The organism is Aquimarina sp. U1-2, from assembly GCF_017897595.1.
Classification (GTDB): Bacteria; Bacteroidota; Bacteroidia; order Flavobacteriales; family Flavobacteriaceae; genus Aquimarina.
Window position 1 is genome coordinate 341,680 of the sequence record NZ_JAGKIK010000002.1, and the last position, 19,838, is coordinate 361,517.

Here is a 19,838-nt window from a genome sequence, read left to right on the forward strand (position 1 = left end):
ATTTTTATGGAATCACTGTATCCAACTACGAAAACGTTTTCGTTAAAGCATTACGGTATTAAAGATGCTACAATGCGCTACCAATTATCTCCTAAAGAATTGCAGGAAGAGGTAATGCAAAAAGGTCAGGGGCAACTTACAAAGTCTGGAACACTAGCCGTTAACACCGGTGAATTTACCGGGCGTTCTCCTAAAGATCGATTTATTGTCAAAGATCATATTACCAAAGATAAAATTTGGTGGGGAGATATTAATATTCCTTTTGAGCCTGACGCATTTGATGCATTGTACGACAAAGTAACTTCGTACTTATCTGGGAAAGAGATTTTTGTACGCGATAGTTATGCGTGTGCAGATCCCGAATATCGCTTAAATATACGAGTGATTAATGAATATCCTTGGTCGAACATGTTTGCATATAATATGTTTTTGAGACCAACTAATGAAGAGTTAAAAGATTTTGACCCCGAATGGACGGTCATTAACGCTCCCGGTTTTATGGCAGACCCAAAAATTGACGGAACGCGACAACATAATTTTGCCATCTTAAATTTTGATAGAAAAATTGCTCTTATTGGGGGTACAGGCTATACCGGTGAAATCAAAAAGGGTATTTTTTCGGCTTTAAACTTTATTCTTCCGGTACAACGCGATTGTTTCCCTATGCACTGCTCTGCCAATATCGGCAAAGATGGTGATACTGCTATATTCTTTGGCCTTTCGGGTACAGGTAAAACTACCTTGTCTACCGATCCCAATCGTAAATTGATTGGTGATGATGAGCATGGCTGGACCAAAGAAAATACGATTTTTAATTTTGAAGGAGGTTGTTATGCAAAGGTTATCGATCTTTCTAAAGAAAAAGAACCAGAAATCTACGGAGCCATCAAAGAAGGTGCTATACTTGAAAATGTGATCATCAACGATGGAGAAGTAGATTATGCCGATACCTCGATAACTCAAAATACCCGGGTAAGTTATCCCATTCACCACATAGAGAATATTCAAACACCTTCGATCGGTAAGAACCCCAAAAACATCTTCTTTTTAACGGCAGATGCTTTTGGAGTAATGCCACCCATATCAAAATTGACTCCCAGCCAGGCGGCGTACCATTTTATATCAGGTTATACGGCAAAAGTAGCAGGTACCGAGGCTGGTGTTGTAGAGCCTCAACCTTCGTTTTCGGCTTGTTTTGGGGCGCCATTTATGCCTTTACATCCTGCAGCCTATGCCGAAATGTTGATTCAAAAAATGAAAGATACCGGTGTAAATGTATGGTTGGTCAATACAGGGTGGACTGGTGGTCCTTATGGTGTAGGAACCCGAATTAAATTGAAATATACCCGAGCTATGATCCAGGCTGTGCTTAACGGTGATTTAGGATTGTACTCTTATGATGATTATCATATTCACTCTGTGTTTGGGGTAGCCCAGCCTAGAAAATGTCCTGGGGTACCAGACAGTGTATTAAGTCCGAGAGCAACCTGGAACGATGACGAGGCATATTATACAACAGCATTTAAGTTAACGAATGCCTTTAGAGAGAACTTTAAAAAATTTGAGTCTTATGCCAATGAAGAAATTCGACGTGGAGGTCCGCAACGTTATTCTTTTTGATAATATTTAATCAATAGCATTCTGCAAGACTCTGTCGTGCATATAGCGAACAGATAGTAAGACTTTTAGATCCAAAACAGAGAAATTATCTAGTTTCTTGATTCTGATACGCAGATGACTAGGTCTCAGAGTAGTTCAATGTAAAGAGCCTATCCAGATATTTTTAGACAGGCTCTTTATATTTTTAAACCGGGTTAAAGCATCACTACCAGTTCTACTTTAAAATTGCTTAAATAAAATATGATTATTTTTTATTCACTTCTTTGATATATTTCTGAAGCGCCATTGTCATAGAAGGGGTTTCTGGCGTAGGTGCTTGTATATTTACGATTAAATTGTGTTCTTCTGCAGCTTTTACCGTAGAATTACCGAAAACTGCAATTCTCGTATTATTTTGTTTGAAATCTGGGAAGTTTTCAAATAATGATTGTATGCCTGATGGACTAAAGAAAACCAAAATATCGTAAAAGACATCTCTAAGATCAGACAAATCACTAACCACCGTTCTATAAAACACACCTTGTTTCCATTCAACTTTTAGCTCATCTAGTGCTTTTGGGACTTCAGGTTTCAATTTATCTGATGCGGGTAATAAGAATTTCTCGTTTTTATACTTTTTAATTAATGGGACAAGTTCTTGAAAAGTACGTTTTCCTACATAAATCTTTCTTTTACGGTAAACCACATACTTTTGAAGATAGTAAGCAACAGCTTCGCTCTGGCAAAAATATTTAAGCGTATCAGGAACTTTGTAGCGCATTTCTTCTGCAATTCTAAAAAAATGATCTACAGAATTACGACTAGTAAGAATAATGGCAGTGTATTGTGATAAATCTACTTTTTGTAACCTTACCTCTTTAGCATCAACTCCTTCAACATGAATAAAAGGTATAAAGTCAATCTTTACTTTTTCCTTTTCTTCTAAATCAAAATAAGGTGAATTTTCCACTTTAGGCTCCGGTTGTGAAACCAAAATTGTTTTCACTTTCATATATATTCTTTTTGTAAACGGCTCTTCTAATTACTAATAAGCTTGAATAGTATAAAATAGGGTGCGATTTCAAGTGCGCAAAGATACAAAATAAAATAAAAAAAGTGGTTCAAAATGATTTTTTCATTTTTCTTGTAAAAAGACCCCAGGACAATACAATTCAAAATAAACAATACTACTAGTAGTAATAAAAACAAGTTTTTTGAAGGCGATAGGGCATAAATACATAACATATTAAAGGGGATGAGTAGCACCCCTAAAAAATTGCGGTATGAGATTTTGTAAAATAGATATTCATCAACAATGCCGTCTATTGAAAAAATGGTGGCAACGATTTTTTCAATAAACAATTTACAAAGGACTAGTACCGCATAAATGATACTGATTTTAATATAGAGAGTGATCTCGGTAGGAACAACTTGCCATTCAAAAATACCAAAACACAAATACAAAAACATCGCTATTGATACGATTTGTAACAACATCAACACGACATTAAACGGCGATGAAAGTTTATTGGGTTTTTGATACGATAAAATGTACTTTTTATGGTTAAGAAACATTATAAAATCAGCAAATCTGATAGAATTCATACCCTTGACAATAGCCAAAAATAATAGGCAGACCAAGAATAAGATCGTATGCCAGTTGGTTGATGCTATTTCTCTTGTGATATACTCCATAGGTTGATAAGGGGTTAAAATTACGATCTATTCTCATATAAAAACAAAAAAATAGGGATGATTAATTATATTTGCCTGAAAAATTTACCCAAATGGCAGAGGCCTTAGTCATTATTCCTACTTATAATGAAATTGAAAATGTGGGGCGTATTATCAAAAATGTATTTTCGCTTCAACGAGACTTTCATATACTTATTGTGGATGATGGTTCTCCAGATGGCACTGGTGACAAAGTGAAAGAAATACAACAAGATTATCCAGACGGTCTTTTTTTACTAGAACGAACAGGAAAATTAGGGTTAGGCACAGCCTATATCCAAGGATTTAAATGGGCTTTACAACGATCATATAGGTATATTTTTGAGATGGATGCTGATTTTTCGCACAATCCTAATGATTTGATTCGTTTGTACAATGCCTGCTCAAAAGGCAATGCTCACCTTGCTATTGGCTCTCGGTATGTTACCGGTGTAAACGTTGTAAATTGGCCGATGAGCAGAGTATTATTATCATGGTTAGCCTCAAAATATGTGAGATGGGTAACGGGTATGGATATTCATGACACCACTGCGGGATTTATCTGTTATAAAAGAGAAGTACTTGAAAAGATAAATCTAAACAAGATAAAGTTTGTTGGATATGCCTTTCAAATCGAAATGAAATTTAAGGCCTATCTGCTGAAATTTAAAATTGAAGAGATTCCTGTAGTGTTTACAGATCGCACCAATGGTACTTCAAAAATGAGTAAAGGAATTATCTCTGAAGCCATATTTGGAGTCATTAAAATGAAATTTAAAAGCTTATTTAAGAAGTATGAAATAAGCCAAGACGATTAGGATGATACCCACCGATATGATGATATGGCGATTCCATCTGACCGTTGAAAAACTATAAAAATAAACAGATGAAACGAGCATTAATAAATTTTAAAAATTACTTCACAAAAGGGAATGTTTAAAATTTTTAATGTGAGAGCGTAGTGCTTACATACGTTCTCAATTTTTTAATTATTTCGTTTCCAAACAATTAAAAAGATTTAAACGTATGAAATATGAGTAAGAATAGCGTGCTAATAAAAAATGCAAATATTGTTAATGAGGGAGCGGTCATCAATGCAGATGTACTAATAGAGGATGGTTTTTTTAAAGAAATTGCTCCGCAAATAAGCGCCAAAAATGCTAATGTTCAAATTTTTGACGCCGAAGGCCAATATTTATTACCTGGAGTGATCGATGATCAGGTTCATTTTAGAGAACCGGGATTAACACACAAAGCTACTATAGCGACAGAATCTCGAGCTGCTATAGCTGGTGGAATTACATCTTTTATAGAAATGCCTAATACGGTGCCGCAAACAACGACCATCGCCAAACTCGAAGAAAAGTTTGATATTGCAGCAAGCTCCAGCTACGCCAACTATTCATTTATGTTTGGGGGGACAAATGATAATTTAGAAGAAATTTTAAAGGTAGATCCAAAAAAAGTAGCCGGGCTTAAACTGTTTTTAGGTTCTTCTACGGGAAACATGCTGGTAGATGATCCCAATGTCTTAGAGAACATATTTTCTTCGACAGATCTTGTCATTTCTGTGCATTGCGAAGATGAAGACACCATAAAGGATAACCTTTCGACCTATACCGCAAAGTATGGAGATGATATCCCGATAGCGCTTCACCCGGTAATTAGAAGTGAAGAGGCGTGTTATATCTCTTCATCTAACGCAGTAGCTTTGGCAAAAAAAACGGGGGCGAGACTTCATGTATTTCATCTTTCTACAGCAAAAGAGTTATCTTTATTTACGAATAAAATTCCTTTACAAGAAAAAAAGATTACGGCAGAGGTTTGTATTCATCATTTATGGTTTTCAGACGAAGACTATAAAGAAAAAGGTACATTGATTAAATGGAATCCTGCCGTAAAAACATCCAAAGACCGTGATGCGTTATTTGAGGCATTGTTAGACGACCGATTAGATGTAATTGCCACAGACCATGCGCCACATACTATCGAAGAAAAAGAAAATGTGTATACCAAAGCCCCTTCTGGTGGCCCACTGGTACAGCATGCACTGCCTGCAGTATTAGAGTTTTATCACCAAGGTAAAATAAGCTTAGAGAAGATTGTAGAAAAAATGTGCCACAATCCGGCTATTTTGTTTCAAGTCGAAAAAAGAGGCTATATCAAAGAAGGATATCATGCCGATGCGGTATTGGTAGATTTAAACGCACCATGGACTGTAAATAAAGAGAATATTGCTTATAAGTGTGGTTGGTCTCCCTTTGAAGGAACAACTTTCAAATCTAGAATTACCCATACATTTGTTAATGGAGGTTTGGTATATAAGAATTTTAAATTTTATGATGTTAAACATGCACAACGATTAACTTTTACGCGTTAATTCAGGTCTTCGATTAGAATATGACGTCATGTTAACTTTACAATTTATGATATTAGCTGTATCTGTAGCTCAATTAATTTAATGATGAAAAAATATACATTCTTACTAATTTTTATAGTGGCATTTTCTTGTCAAACGCTGGATAAACCTCAAAAACCGGAGATATTGTTGGGAGAAGACAAAATGGTAGCCATCCTGAGCGATCTTGCTTTTGTAAAGGCTGCCAAAACTTCATTCAGAAAAGTATTAGAGACAAAGCACATCAATCCAGAAACCTACATTTTACAAAAACATCATATTGACAGTGCTGTTTTTGCACAAAATAATGCCTGGTATACGCATCAACAAGAAGCGTATGAACATATTCTTACCCAGGTAAAATCAAACCTGGAAGCTTCAAAAGCCAAGTATGAAGCTATTAAAAAAGAAGAAGATTCTATAAAAAAAGTGCAGGATTCTGTAAAAAAAGCCAAAGATTCTTTACAAACAACGCTACGAACGAAAAATAAAAAATAGAAAATCCCATCGGCGACACCAAAAGGGATAATACGCTATGGTTTGTCGCCGAACTAGTTTACTGATTTAAAAAATACGTAGCTGTCTTTTGTATAGCTTTTTCTATAGGAGTAAAGGTATACGCTAATTCGTTCTTAATTTTCTCATTATTATATACCGAAATCGTTTTTGCATTGTGTATAGTAGATCTAAAAATAGAGCGTTTGATACCAAAAAGTAAATACCCAATCCATTGAAGGTACCATACACTTTTTAATAAAAATGAAGAAGCCTCTCGAGATGGCGAGGGTTTATCTAATGCCTTGGCTATCATAGAGAACACTTTTTTATAGCTTAGATTTTCGCCTACAAGAATATATCTTTCTTGATGATGACTGCCAATCATCAATTGTTGCATAATATCTACAACATCTTCTATGGCTACATAGCCAGTAATTCCTTGGGTATAATAGCGCAAACCTTTATTGATTTTGCGAAATAAATATCCACTTCCGTTATCAAAAAAACCCGGACCAATAATGATTCCTGGATTTACAATCACTGCTTTTAAACCCTCTTGTGTGCCACGCCATACTTCCATTTCGGCACCATATTTTGAAATAGCATATATCGACTTTAGCGTTTCAGGATTCCACTCAGCGGTTTCGTCAATACAGGGTTGAATCAGATCATGCTCCAAAGTAGCGATAGAGCTTACATAGCATAATTTTTTTATAGCGTGCAATAGACAAAGATTTACAATGTTTGCGGTGCCTTCTATATTAATTTTACGAATTTTCTGGGTATATCTAGGATTAAAAGTGATCCATGCAGCACAATGGTATACATAATCCACTTGATCAAAAGCTTCTGTTAAAGTCGGGATATCTTCAAGATCAGCTTTTACCCAATCGATCGTATCAAATAGCGTACTTTCTTCAGCATTAAAATAATAAGAAAATACTTTGCGAGCCTGTTTTTTTTTAGCATCAGATCGATACAACGCACGTATATGTTGTTTTTGCTGTATCAATTTTACTAACAAATGGGTTCCTACCAACCCTGTTGCTCCAGTAACTAATATCATATCCTCTACTATTCGTTACGAATGTAAGTATATTTTGGATTTCTTTTCTATTGGTAGTTCAATATTAACCATATTTTTATCTTTGTCGCTTGCACAAAGGAAATCTACTGAAATGATCAAAAATTTTATAGAAGAATTACGCTGGAGAGGGATGTTACATGATGCCATGCCCGGTACAGAGGCGTATTTATTAGAACAAATGCGATCGGCCTATGTTGGTTTCGATCCTACGGCAGATTCGTTGCACATCGGTAATTTGGTGCCCATAATGTTGTTGGCACATTACCAAAGAGCGGGTCACAAACCTTTTGCGCTTGTGGGTGGTGCTACGGGTATGATAGGGGATCCCTCTGGTAAATCTGCAGAACGAAATCTTCTGGATGAAAAAACATTACGCCACAATCAGGAGGCGATAAAAGCGCAACTATCCAGATTTTTAGATTTTGAAGGCGATGCGCCTAATACTGCTGTTTTGGTAAATAATTATGACTGGATGAAGAACTTTTCATTTCTTGATTTTATAAGAGATGTAGGAAAACACATTACGGTTAATTATATGATGGCAAAAGACTCGGTTAAAAACCGAATATCATCAGAATCATCAGAAGGAATGTCGTTTACAGAATTTACCTATCAATTGGTACAAGGATATGACTTTCTTCATTTATACAGGGGTCATGACTGTACGCTACAGATGGGTGGAAGCGATCAATGGGGTAATATTACCACGGGTACAGAACTGATAAGAAGGATTGCCGCCGGGAAAGGGTATGCACTTACCTGCCCTTTAATTACAAAATCAGACGGTTCAAAGTTTGGTAAATCTGAAGGAGGTAACGTTTGGTTAGATGCCAATAGAACTTCACCTTATAAATTCTATCAATACTGGTTAAATACAAGTGATGAAGATGCTGAAAAATATATCAAGATTTTTACATTTCTAAGTAAAAAAGATATTGAGCAATTGATACTAGAACACAGTCAGGCTGCCCACCTTCGAATATTACAAAAAAGATTGGCAGATGAGGTTACTGTAATCGTTCATTCGCAAGAAGATCTGGATAATGCAATAAAAGCATCGAACATATTGTTTGGAAAATCTACCTCTGCAGATCTAAAAAACTTAGATGAAGCCACATTTCTTGATGTTTTTGATGGGGTACCTCAAGCTGAAATTTCGAAAGAGATACTTTTAAATGGTCTGGGTGTTATCGCTGCTCTCTCAGAACATACCGGTTTTTTAAAATCAAACGGAGAAGCTCGAAGAGCACTTAAAGAAAATTCTATTTCAGTAAATAAAGAAAAGGTAAACGACAGTTTTGTTGTATCAGAAAAAGATCTGATTAACGATCAATTTGTTTTGTTGCAACGGGGTAAAAAGAATTATTTTGTTATTAGAGTAACTTAGATTTAATAAAAAACAAAGCCTACCAGAATTTCTTCTAAGTAGGCTTTGCCAACTAACCAATCAATTATTGAAAAAACTTAACATCAACACAGTTCGATGCAACTGTATTATCTTTATATAGAAGGATTTATACTGTTTTTCGCTAGCATCAAAAAACTTTAAATCACTTCATTTTTAATTTGCCCCAATTCTTATCAGCTTGATTTTTAAGCTTTTCGGGGTTCTCATTTTTCCATTTTTCTAAAGTGTTCACTCCCCAGGAGTTATAAAACAAATATAATTTTTGATCTCTAATCTCAAAGGTTTTTGGATTAATAGCCACTTTTTCGTTATTCACAGAGATTGCATATGCGCAATACCCTCCATACTGTGGAACATACTTTTCAGGATTTTTCTTGAATGTATTCAAGTTTTCCTGGGATATAAACTTATAATTTACCTGATCATAAGTTGCCACAAATTTGCTATTTCCCTTAATTGCTTTGTTGTTGAAATATTCGGTAACATCATACCCTTCAGCAACAAAATTTTTCTTGGTATTATATGCCACGCTTTGAGCATTTATTAGCATACCAAACAAACAGAAAATAATAATTATTTGTTTCTTCATTGTATTCTTCCTTAGTGCATTACGTCTATTATGTCGTAAAGAAGAATAAGCCCTTACAGTTTTAACTTAATTATAAGAATTATAAGTCAGTCTCAATATATTTAAATCAACAAAGTGTGTTTTATATTCCTGATAAAACATCTATACACCATAAAGGACGAGACGTTATTGAAAGTGTTACAAAGCCATTAAATTACAACCTCTGATATCACTATGATCAAATCTTCCTAAAATTTCAAAACTATAGTTTGGATACACTCTCCCTAAGTCTTGAGTAGCTATAAAAGAACATGAATTAATATTTGCCAGGTCAATAATATTAATCCCACCGGTTTTGTCATATCCAAGCGACGTGCGTGGGTCTTCAGGATTTCTTATAGATACGCTCATCCACGGCGGACAGTAAAAAATACCATCTCCCTTTGAGTACGCCTGAGAAAGTAACTCTGTCATCCCGTATTCACTGTGGATCTGTGAAACGTTAAAACCTCTCTTTAAAATATCATGAAGCTCTTCCCGTATCATTTCTTTTCTTCTTCCCTTCATACCACCTGTTTCCATAATCACGATATTGTTGTTTGGCGTTATAGAGTAATTTTCTACAAGATCAAGTAAAGCAAAAGAAACTCCTAAAAGAAGTACTTTTTTATTAGATGATATGCAGTTTTTTAAAACGGCAATCAATTTTTCGGTATCATATAAATAAAAACCGCTTTCGGGTTGCTGATTGTCTGCAATTAGTTTTTCTACCATGTATACCAAAGACGACCCTTCTCTTTCTAAATATGAAGGCAATAATGCCAGTATAATATAGTCTTTGATGTTTCCGTAGAAATGTTGAAACCCTTTTCTAAAGCTTTTTTCATAAACACCAAGATCTTGTACATAATGCTTGCTGGTCAGGTTCCCTGTTGTACCACTACTGGTAAAGATTTTTGAAATAGAGGAATGACCGCTTACAATTTGCTCATGCTTAAAAAGATCAATTGGCAAGTAGGGAATATGATCAATATGAGTTACTGAAGTTTTGGAGATCCCTAGTAAATTGCAAAATCTTTGATACGTGGCATTATAAATATATTGATGCCTGAAAACTTCGAGAGCAAGTTGCTCAAAATGAGCATGGTTTTGAATAGAAAAAATAGTTTCAGAAAGCATCTACATGTATTCTAAAATAATAGAACAAAGGTAAAAAAGAGTTCGCAGATAATAGCATTTCTAAAAAAGATGGAATAACGTTAAAATCTTGTAGATTATACCTATTCGAGTATAAGTTTTAAAGTTTTTTGGTGCGTTTTGTCTTCTGTAACTTTTAGGATATAAACTCCAGGAGGAAAAGTACTAATGTCGAGTTCTTTGCCAATAAGAACTTTAAAAAGCATCAGTTTTCCTAAAACATTAAAAATTCGTACTGTCTTGGTATGTTGTGAATCTGAAGTAATATAAAGCACGTCTCTTGTGGCCGGACTTTGATAAACCTGAAGTCCTGCAATATCTTCTTGAGATTTTGTTTTAGTGTTTGTATACGCACTAATTTGAGCTTGAATTCCTGTAGTAAAGGAAAAGCATATGAGTCCAACGAATATAAATAGCAAGTAGATTTTTCTCATAAAAAGTTATTTTGGGACGTTAAAGATACAATTTAAAATTAATATTACTCAAAAAGTTTTCTATACGTTACTGTTAAATATGGATTGAATGGATGTTCTATAATAGAATTACGGTTTTCCCTCAATAACTGAGTTTGAATCTTTTCATGTTTACATTCATAGCTAAATTAATATAATGTACTATGAATATGATTCACTAAAGAATCAAATTTTGGTCATGCTAATGTAGTGGTTCGTTTTGGTACAATGTACATAGAGACCCTGAAACGCTCCCGTGCTTTAGTATTTATGGTGAGGTCAAATTTGTGTCATTTAATATTCATGCAACTATAGTTGAAATTTATGTTTAATTTTCTACAAAATTAGCTACATACTATTACCCATGATGAATACTAAAGAAACAAAATGTCTACTATCTATAATTTTGAAATAAAAAAATAATAGTGCATATTTGTTCTATTATGAAGCTGTAAAGAATAAAGCACAAATGTGCATCTGATTTTTAATAGAATGGATAGCTACACCACATAGTAGCTTATTTACTTCTCTGTTTTCTTTAATTTTTTAATTCTTTACATGATGGCTCAAGATACACTCACAATACATCAATTATTTTCTTATTTCAAAATTGCAGTTTCGGGTAGGGAACAGGATTTTACCACCGGTAGTGTTCGACGTGCAATTTTTATGCTCTCTGTACCCATGGTACTAGAAATGATGATGGAATCTGTTTTCTTTTTGGTAGATGCATATTTTGTATCTAGTCTGGGGGCTAATGCCATTGCCACAGTTGGTTTAACAGAATCTGTACTTACCCTGGTCTATGCTGTTGCTATTGGTCTAAGCATGGGTATTACCGCTATAGTAGCTCGTAGAACCGGTGAGAAAGATATACCAGGTGCTTCTCGTGCCGCAGTACAATCTATATTTTTAGGTATTGCTATCGCAGCTATAATTAGTGGTGTTGGGATCTTATTTCCGAAGGAAATTTTGAAACTCATGGGAGCAGCCCCTGATTTGATTATAGACGGTTATCAATATACCCAGGTATTGTTGGGGGGCAATGTGACGATTATGCTGTTGTTTTTGATTAATGCTATATTTAGAGGTGCAGGAGATGCTGCGGTAGCGATGAAAGTTTTGCTATTTTCTAATCTTTTGAATATCGTTTTGGATCCACTCTTCATTTTCGGGTTTGGGCCCGTACCGGCATTTGGAGTACAGGGGGCGGCAATTGCAACCACTATCGGTAGGGGTAGTGCTGTAATTTTTCAATTAGTACTACTTTTTTATGGTTGGAGTAAAATTAAGATAGGCATCAAGGATCTTGTTTTTCGAGCTGGAATTATGCTGAATCTGATTAAAGTTTCCCTTGGCGGAATAGGTCAATTTATTATAGGAACTTCGAGTTGGGTATTTTTAATGCGTATTATGGCAGAATTTGGTAGCGAAGTATTAGCTGGATATACCATAGCCATAAGAGTGTTAATGTTTACCTTGATGCCATCCTGGGGGATGAGTAATGCTGCAGCAACACTGGTAGGGCAAAATTTGGGAGCTCAAAAGCCAGATCGAGCCGAAAAATCGGTTTGGAAAACCGGAAAATACAATGCCTATTTTATGTTGATCGTATCGATATTTTATTTGTTATTGGCAGAGGTAATCCTTACGATTTTTAGTAGTGAAGCACTAGTTATAAGCTACGGGGCTCTAAGCTTGCGTGTGATTGCAACAGGATATGTTTTTTATGCCTACGGTATGGTGATCATACAATCGTTTAATGGCGCTGGTGATACCAAAACACCAACAATTATTAATTTCTTTTGTTTTTGGATGTTTCAATTGCCCTTTGCGTATTGGGCAGCCATAATTCTAGACTGGGGTGCTATAGGGGTATTAATAGCAATTACTTTAGCCGAATTGCTTATTGCTGTGATCGGAATTATTTGGTTTAAAAAAGGAAAATGGAAGCAAGTGGCGGTGTGATGATGGGGTTTTCTGAACCCTCCGTCCGCCTATGGGGCGGCCACCTCCCTTTTGTAAAGGGAGGAGCTCATAGCAGTGCGTGAATTATATTAGATGTTAAATCTGTGCAACCTTGCTAAAAGCGCACCCCTCTATAACGGGAGGAGCGTATGGCAGTTCGCAAGATATAACAAGTATTATATTTCCCACAAACTAGCTAAGAGCTCTTCCGTTTACAACGGGAGAAGTGTATAACAATACGTAAAGTATTTCAGGTATTATATTTCGACAACCTAGCTAAAAGCTCTCCCCTTTGTAAAGGGGAGAATGAATTGAAGTTTGCTAGCAAACTTCAAGAAAGAGGGGTTCCGATACACGCGAGGTTTGAGCTTAGTACCTTTTGTTTCATCAGAATAACAATGTTCAAGCCTGTTTTGAACCTTCCGTCTTCATCTTTTTTGTAAAAAAAACATAGAGCCACCTTCCTTTGATAAAGGGAGGAGCTTTTTATAAATTAAAATGATCTTGTATTTCTGATAATACTGAAGGTAAATGATCAAAAACCATTTTATTTTCAAACCGGATTACGGTAAAACCTAATTCTTGTAATCGGTTACTACGTATTTCATCTTTTTCCATAATATCAGGTCGATTATGATATTCACCATCTAATTCGATAATTAGTTTTTCTGAAGCACAGTAGAAATCAACAATATAATATTCAATACTATGTTGTCTCTGAAATCGTTTCCCTTGAAGCTGTCTAGATTTCAAATGACGCCATAAAAAAGCTTCGGCAGGGGTCATCTTTTTTCGAAGTTCCCTACGATAAGGTTTTAACTCTTTTTTGGTGTGAATTTGCCGTTTCTTCATCTCGCAAACATACACAAAATACTATTAAAAGGATTTCTGTATTACTATGATCTTGCAAATAGTGCTCGGGGGGTTTTCTGAACCCTCCGTCCGCCTATGGGGCGGACACCTCCCTTTACTAAAGGGAGGAGCGCATAGTAGTGCGCAATGTATACCAGATGTCATATCTGCGGAACCTTGCTAAAAGCTATTTCCTTCATAAGGGGGAAAGCGCTAGGCAGAGCGCATACAATTCCACAAACTAGCTAAAGGCTCTCCTCTTTAAAGGGGAGAATGAATTGAAGTTTGCTCGCAAACTTCGAGAAAGAGGGGTTTAACTACACGTAAAGTTTGAGCTTAGTACCTTTTGCTTCATCAGGGTAACAGGGCTTGAGCTTGTTTTGAACCCTCCGGCTTCACCTTTTGTTGTAAAAAAAAGTGAAGCCACCTTTCTTTGTAAGGGGAAGTGCTTTTTATACAAAATTTTTTCAGTTTCAAAAAATGAAACGCTGAAAAGTATGATCATAACTTCAAAAGCACCTTTAGAAAACACAAAGAAACCGATATCGTTTTGTATGGCAAAACTTTACTAAAACAAGTAAAGGCCGAAGATATTACAATTACGGTTTCACAGTTTCAGCCCCTAATCGGAAATGCAAAACCCGAGCAATCGGCTATAAATGCAGCTAAGAGTAGTATAGACGAACATATAAAACAAGGAAAGTATTTGCTAACTGCCATTATAGATAAATTAATGATTCGATATCAATTTACCGATATTAGTTTTTATAATGAATATCAGCAATCCAGGACGATTGTGGATGTGTAAGCAATGAGCATAAATAAATGTAAAAACCCACCAATTTGGTGGGTTTTTACATTTATTTATCTTATTCTATTTTTAATTATTTATAGAATAATTCTCACTGTCATATCTAGACCAACCAGCGGCAAATGTATCGTCAGCACCAGTTGCATTAGTATCACTAGTAAAAGCAGCTTCAATTGCAGTTATTTGTTCTTCTGTTAAAGTAGGACCTCCATCAGTATTAACATTAACAACATTATCTACTAGATTAAATAATCCATTGACAGACAATGTTCCGCCAGTAGCATTGTCAAAGGTTTGTTCATCTCTAATATCAATTCCATCAGTAAAGTTTCTTATTATTGCATTAGTAATATTAGCTGCGGCTCCTCTTCTAAAAAGCATACCATCACTTTCACCAGTACCTATAAGCGTTACATCGCTAATAGTCGGATTAGAGAGTGGGGTTAAGGTGTTATCGTTTTCATTATTGTCAAATTCAAAACCTCTATCACCTATTCCTTCTTTTATAGCGATCCAGTTAGAACCTCCACCAGTCCAGCCTTCAGCACAGTCAAAAGAATCATCTTCGTCACCAATTGAGATTAAATTATTAGCAGTTACTGTTCCGCCAAACCATTCGAAACCATCATCAGAGCCTAAATATGTTTCTAAATTATTAAGTGTTGTGCCAGAACCTACTGCATAGAATCCGAAACCATTATATTCTACAGATCCCTCTACAATTCCTGCACCTGCATATTCTAACCTGATGTAAGATAGTGTACCGGAGTTATCATCGGATATTGTACCTCCATAAGTTAACGTGTCATCAAATTCAGGAGAAGAAGTTCCACCAGGCACATTAATGGGTGCACGACCTAATAACACTATACCACCCCAAGAACCTATTTCTTCTGAAGCTTCTGTGAAAACGATAGGGTTATCAGCAGTACCAACCGCATTTATCTGAGCTCCTTGGTTAATAATTAAAACATCTAAACCATCTGTTATGTTAGCTACAATTCTTGTTCCAGCTGGTATCGTTAAAGTTGCTCCCTCTTGAACAATCACTGATCCGACTAAAGTATATTCGGTATTAGCGTCTAAAGTTAAGTCGGAGGTTATAGAACCGGTTAATGGTGCAGTAGGAGTTTCAATATTGTAGCCAATCGTCCAACCTTGTGTAAATGAATCATCGGCACCTGTTACATTTAGATTTGTAACAAATGCTGCTTCAATAGCATCAACTTGTTCTTGCGTTAGATTAGGTCCACCATCTGTATTAACGTTAATAACGTCGTCTACTACGGCAAAAAGCCCATTAATAGCCAATATTCCGCCAGTAGCAGTATTGTTATAAGTCTGCTGATCTCTAATGTCGATTCCATCAACAAAATCAGTAATTAATACATTGGATAAATTAGCTCCAGTTCCTCTTCGAAACAAAATACCATCACTTTCTCCTATTCCTCTTAAAGTTATGTCACTAATCGTAGGATTAGAAAAAGGAGTTAAAGTATTATCATTTTCATTATTGTCAGCTTCAATCCCTCTATCAGCGATTCCTTCTTTAACAGCAATCCAGTTAGAACCTCCACCAGTCCATCCTTCAGTCCAATCGAAAGAGTCATCTTCGTCACCAATTGCTATTAAATTTGTAGCTTGAACAGTTCCTCCAAACCACTCGAAACCATCATCTGATCCTCTAAAGGTTTGTAGATTATTTAATACAGTACCAGAACCTACAGCATAGAATCCAAATCCGTTATATTCAACAGAACCTTCAACTATACCTGCACCTGCGTACTCTACCCTCACAAATTGAAGAGATCCTGAGTTATCTGCTGGATCTGTACCACCATACACTAAGGTATCGTCAAATTCTGGAGAGGAAGTTCCACCAGGCACATTAATAGGTGCACGTCCTAATAAAACAATACCTCCCCAAGATCCTATTTGCTCAGAAACTTCAGTAAATACGATTGGATCGTTTGCTGTACCGTTTGCTATTAGTCTACCACCTTGCTTAACAATAAGAGCATCCAAGCCATCCGTTTGATTAGCAGTAATTGTTGTTCCTGCTGGAATTGTTAATACAGCCCCGTCTTCAACGGTTACCGACCCAACTAACGTGTAATCTAAAGATGCATCAAGCGTTGTGTTTGTTGTTATACTACCTCTTAGTTCACCTGTAGTTTGTCCCCCTCCGTTGTTTCCTCCATCATCATCATCACTACATCCCACTATTGATAGAGCTGTAGCAAAAAACGCTAAAGAATAAAATTTTAAACTGTTTCGTTTCATAATAAATTACTTTTTTAAGTTTCGATAAATGTAAATTGACTCACTAAAATTCCTATTAAATAGATGTTATTTAAAGATTAATTTGAGTGTTACTAAAATCTATATCCAAGGGATAGAGAAAAGTCTATTCCTCTTTGAAATTCTAAAACAGGGATTTCTGATGCATTCTCAACAGCAGTAGGAGTCTGAACTACTTGAAAAGTATCATCTAGAATATTTTTAACTGATACGCCTAAAGAGAATTTGTTATCAAAATTATTTCTCCAAACAAAATCTAGTTGATTAAATGGTTTTTCGAAAGTGTCGTCTAGGTTGGATCCACCTAATGCGTAGATTCTTTCACCGTAAACGTTGTATGCTATTGTAAATATGCTGTTCCAGTTTTCTGAAAAATCCTTATTGTAACTTAAATCGGCATTGATTAGATATGGGGATGCTCCCTGAAGCTTTCGCTCATCATTGGTGAGTATGTTTTGTCTTGGATCATTTCTGTCTACTTTTGCATTTGTATACATTAGAGAACCGTTAAATCCTAGTTTAAAATCTTCAAATGATTCTCCTAACAGTTTTCCTAACCCAGTTATATATTCTATTTCAGCACCTATTATTTGAGCTTCTTGGGTATTAGCAAATCCTATAGAAGTACCACCTGCAACAGGCGTTAAAACAGTTTCTATAGGCTTGTCGATATATTTTCCAAAACCGGTAATGGCAAAAAGTCCACCATCTTCAAAGAAAAACTCATATTTTATGTCTAAATTATAATTAGTTGAGTTCTCTAATTCTCTATTACCTGTAACTAGGTTAAAGTTACCACCATCGTATCTAATAGGTAATATCTCACGTACTCTAGGTCTTGTATTAGTTACAGAACCCGCAAGTCTAAGATTAGAACTTTCGTTAAGAGAATATTTAATGTTTAAAGTTGGTAAAATATTGAAAGGATCATCGGTTTCAGTTAAGAAATCATCTGAAACCGGAGTGTTGAAAAGCCTATAAAAGATGGTCCTGTCAGAAAGCTCACCTCTTAGTCCCACAGTAAAATCCCATTTATCTAGAACAAGATTATAAGCTACATATCCTGCCAAAATATTTTGTTCAATTTCTGCAAATTTGGAAGCATCACTTGCATCCTCATAAAAAAAGTATGCTCCATCAAAACCATCGGTGATATAGCTATCAACATTATTTACATCTAGTGTAATATTGGCTACACTTCTATTTGCGTCTAGACGGATAGCTCTGTTGAAGTAGTCATATCGTAAAACATCAATGTCTCCACCTATAATCAATTTAGATGAATTGTTCTCATTGTTTTGATTTCCAAAGATTTGTTCGAATTCTAAATACCCATTGTAATTTGTAATATCTAAGTCTGCCCAAAATCTAAATGGATTACCATTATTTGCCGTATATAACCTTCTTTCTTCTCCAACACCTTCTGCTCTTAAGATCTTTCGGTCTGGTTCATCATATCTACCTATACCGAATGAGCCTCCCCATTTAACTTTGCTTCGTTGATCAGAATCCAAATAAAAATCTCCCAAGAGTTGAGTGTGATTAATGGTAGTTTGTCTATATCTTGAACTTCTAAAGAAAAATTCGTCATTAGCTTCGCTATTAAATCCAAATTTTTCTTCAAAAGCATTTTCTGTACTTTGGATGAATACATTATTTAATCTTACATTGTAAGAATCTCGTTTGCTTAATTCAAAACTAACTAGAGATGATTTACTTGTTGATAAAGTATAGGTTTGCGCATCTTCATAATTACTGTTAAACCCTCCTTGCGTATTTAATGCACTTTCTGTAGCCTCCGGAATTGTAAAGTAGTCATTTTCAAAATTAAAACTAAGGTAATAACCAAGTTTCTTTCCTGAATCCTCGTCTATAGTAGATGTTCCTCCATGCGTAATTTGTAAGCTACTTGCAATAGTAGCATCTATAGTGCTAAAATCAAAATTAGTATCAAATAAATTTCTAGACTCTTCAGGGGTAGATCTAAAACCTAGATTAACTAAACTTTGATCGTATTCATTAGGTAGCACTCTGTTGTCACCTTGTATTCCTAATTCTTCAGCTGCACTTTCGTCATCTAACTTAAAATCTTTAAAAGTTGTTTGTGAATTAGCGTTGAATCCAACGTTTATTGTCGTCGTTGATTTTGATGGTATATCTTTAGTAATTATATCTACAGTAGCTCCAGCAAAGTCTCCGTATAAATCTTGGTTAAAAGTTTTATAAATATTAACGTTCCTTACGAGATCAGTTGTAAATTTATCTAAAGGTACTATCTTTTTATCGGGATCTCCTGTAATAAATGGTAGACCATTTACTGTTAAAAAATTATACCTGTCATCTAAACCTCTTACGATTACGCCTCTAGATTCTTGTTTAGTAATTCCCGACACTTTAGTAACACCTTGCTCTACGTCACCAACACCTTTCCTAGCTAATTCCTGAGCCCCAATAGCCTGCTTAATTTCAACAGCATTTTTCTGCTCCAACAACAGCGCTTCTTCACGCTCTCTATTCGTTACTACTTTAATAATAACTTCATCAAGAGCTGCAGCAGTAGCTCCCATAGTAGCATCAACTACCGACACTTTATCGGCTTCTACCAAAACGTTAGGGATTTCTACGGTTTGATATCCGGTAAAACTAAATTCTATGGTATAAGTACCTACAGGAATATCATTAATTTCATACAAACCATCAAAATCTGTAGAGGATCCTTTGGTCGTTCCTTTTACAATGACATTAGCAAAGGGTAAGGGTTGGTTGTTGGATTCTTTGTCTAGTAATTTACCGGCAATAGTACCGGTTTCTTGGGCGTTTACAATACTCGTGATTAACAACGCCAGTGCGATAAAAATTCTCTTCATTAGTATGTTTCAATTTCTGCCGCAAAGAAAGAGGAGTTTTGTTAATTGTGCATTAAAGCGAGATTAAATATGTATCACTTTAAAGTTATGTAAACGTTACGATGTTATGTTGTGACTCA

Annotated in this window: 16 protein-coding genes; 7 read left to right on the forward strand and 9 right to left on the reverse strand. The window is 35.5% G+C overall.

Annotated elements, in window-relative coordinates; all coding sequences use genetic code 11:
• Window positions 1–6 precede the first annotated feature (6 nt).
• A complete protein-coding gene (pckA, locus tag J8281_RS04380; RefSeq protein ID WP_210196372.1) occupies window positions 7–1,620 on the forward strand; it encodes a phosphoenolpyruvate carboxykinase (ATP) in 1,614 nt (537 codons plus the stop codon).
• A gap of 244 nt (window positions 1,621–1,864) precedes the next feature.
• On the opposite strand, the gene J8281_RS04385 is transcribed toward pckA, so the two are convergent.
• Together J8281_RS04385 and J8281_RS19930 are read right to left on the reverse strand one after the other, a co-directional pair.
• On the reverse strand, window positions 1,865–2,611 hold the full coding sequence (locus J8281_RS04385) for a uroporphyrinogen-III synthase (RefSeq protein WP_210196373.1): 747 nt from the start codon (window positions 2,609–2,611) through the stop codon (window positions 1,865–1,867).
• A 26-nt stretch (window positions 2,612–2,637) separates the two neighbouring features.
• The gene (locus J8281_RS19930; RefSeq protein ID WP_210196374.1) at window positions 2,638–3,294 is read right to left on the reverse strand and encodes a DUF4271 domain-containing protein; all 657 of its coding nucleotides are present in this window, start codon (window positions 3,292–3,294) and stop codon (window positions 2,638–2,640) included.
• 92 nt (window positions 3,295–3,386) lie between these two features.
• Here J8281_RS19930 and J8281_RS04395 point away from each other — a divergent pair, with 92 nt between their 5' ends.
• The 3 genes from J8281_RS04395 (at window position 3,387) to J8281_RS04405 (ending at window position 6,208) form a co-directional block, all read left to right on the forward strand.
• A complete protein-coding gene (locus tag J8281_RS04395; RefSeq protein ID WP_210196375.1) occupies window positions 3,387–4,130 on the forward strand; it encodes a polyprenol monophosphomannose synthase in 744 nt (247 codons plus the stop codon).
• Window positions 4,131–4,345: 215 nt separating this feature from the next.
• Complete coding sequence (locus tag J8281_RS04400) at window positions 4,346–5,692, forward strand: dihydroorotase (RefSeq protein WP_210196376.1); 1,347 nt, start codon at window positions 4,346–4,348, stop codon at window positions 5,690–5,692.
• A gap of 81 nt (window positions 5,693–5,773) precedes the next feature.
• Window positions 5,774–6,208 (forward strand): DUF4296 domain-containing protein, encoded by a 435-nt coding sequence (locus J8281_RS04405; RefSeq protein ID WP_210196377.1) that lies wholly within the window; start codon window positions 5,774–5,776, stop codon window positions 6,206–6,208.
• 58 nt (window positions 6,209–6,266) lie between these two features.
• On the opposite strand, the gene J8281_RS04410 is transcribed toward J8281_RS04405, so the two are convergent.
• Window positions 6,267–7,274, reverse strand: coding sequence for an NAD-dependent epimerase/dehydratase family protein (locus J8281_RS04410; RefSeq protein WP_210196378.1), 1,008 nt, complete (start codon window positions 7,272–7,274; stop codon window positions 6,267–6,269).
• A gap of 112 nt (window positions 7,275–7,386) precedes the next feature.
• On the opposite strand from J8281_RS04410, the gene tyrS reads away from it, so the two are divergent.
• Entirely contained in the window at window positions 7,387–8,682 is a 1,296-nt protein-coding gene (gene tyrS, locus J8281_RS04415) for a tyrosine--tRNA ligase (RefSeq protein WP_210196379.1), read from the forward strand.
• A gap of 163 nt (window positions 8,683–8,845) precedes the next feature.
• Here the strand turns inward: tyrS and J8281_RS04420 are convergent, their stop codons facing one another.
• From J8281_RS04420 to J8281_RS04430, 3 genes are all read right to left on the reverse strand, one after another.
• Entirely contained in the window at window positions 8,846–9,292 is a 447-nt protein-coding gene (locus J8281_RS04420) for a YHS domain-containing (seleno)protein (protein WP_210196380.1), read from the reverse strand.
• A gap of 177 nt (window positions 9,293–9,469) precedes the next feature.
• Window positions 9,470–10,450, reverse strand: a complete 981-nt coding sequence (locus tag J8281_RS04425) for an acyl transferase (RefSeq protein WP_210196381.1) — start codon at window positions 10,448–10,450, stop codon at window positions 9,470–9,472.
• 101 nt (window positions 10,451–10,551) lie between these two features.
• On the reverse strand, window positions 10,552–10,902 hold the full coding sequence (locus J8281_RS04430) for a T9SS type A sorting domain-containing protein (protein ID WP_210196382.1): 351 nt from the start codon (window positions 10,900–10,902) through the stop codon (window positions 10,552–10,554).
• Window positions 10,903–11,478: 576 nt separating this feature from the next.
• On the opposite strand from J8281_RS04430, the gene J8281_RS04435 reads away from it, so the two are divergent.
• Window positions 11,479–12,888 carry an MATE family efflux transporter gene (locus J8281_RS04435; protein WP_210196383.1) on the forward strand — a complete coding sequence of 470 codons (1,410 nt, stop codon included), beginning with the start codon at window positions 11,479–11,481 and terminating at the stop codon, window positions 12,886–12,888.
• A 486-nt stretch (window positions 12,889–13,374) separates the two neighbouring features.
• Here J8281_RS04435 and J8281_RS04440 read toward each other — a convergent pair whose 3' ends face one another.
• Entirely contained in the window at window positions 13,375–13,740 is a 366-nt protein-coding gene (locus J8281_RS04440) for an endonuclease domain-containing protein (RefSeq protein ID WP_210196384.1), read from the reverse strand.
• Between the two features lie 550 nt (window positions 13,741–14,290).
• Here J8281_RS04440 and J8281_RS04445 point away from each other — a divergent pair.
• On the forward strand, window positions 14,291–14,548 hold the full coding sequence (locus tag J8281_RS04445) for a hypothetical protein (protein WP_210196385.1): 258 nt from the start codon (window positions 14,291–14,293) through the stop codon (window positions 14,546–14,548).
• 72 nt (window positions 14,549–14,620) lie between these two features.
• On the opposite strand, the gene J8281_RS04450 is transcribed toward J8281_RS04445, so the two are convergent.
• Entirely contained in the window at window positions 14,621–16,834 is a 2,214-nt protein-coding gene (locus tag J8281_RS04450; protein WP_210196386.1) for a hypothetical protein, read from the reverse strand.
• Between the two features lie 92 nt (window positions 16,835–16,926).
• A complete protein-coding gene (locus J8281_RS04455; protein WP_210196387.1) occupies window positions 16,927–19,719 on the reverse strand; it encodes a TonB-dependent receptor in 2,793 nt (930 codons plus the stop codon).
• Window positions 19,720–19,838: the final 119 nt, after the last annotated feature.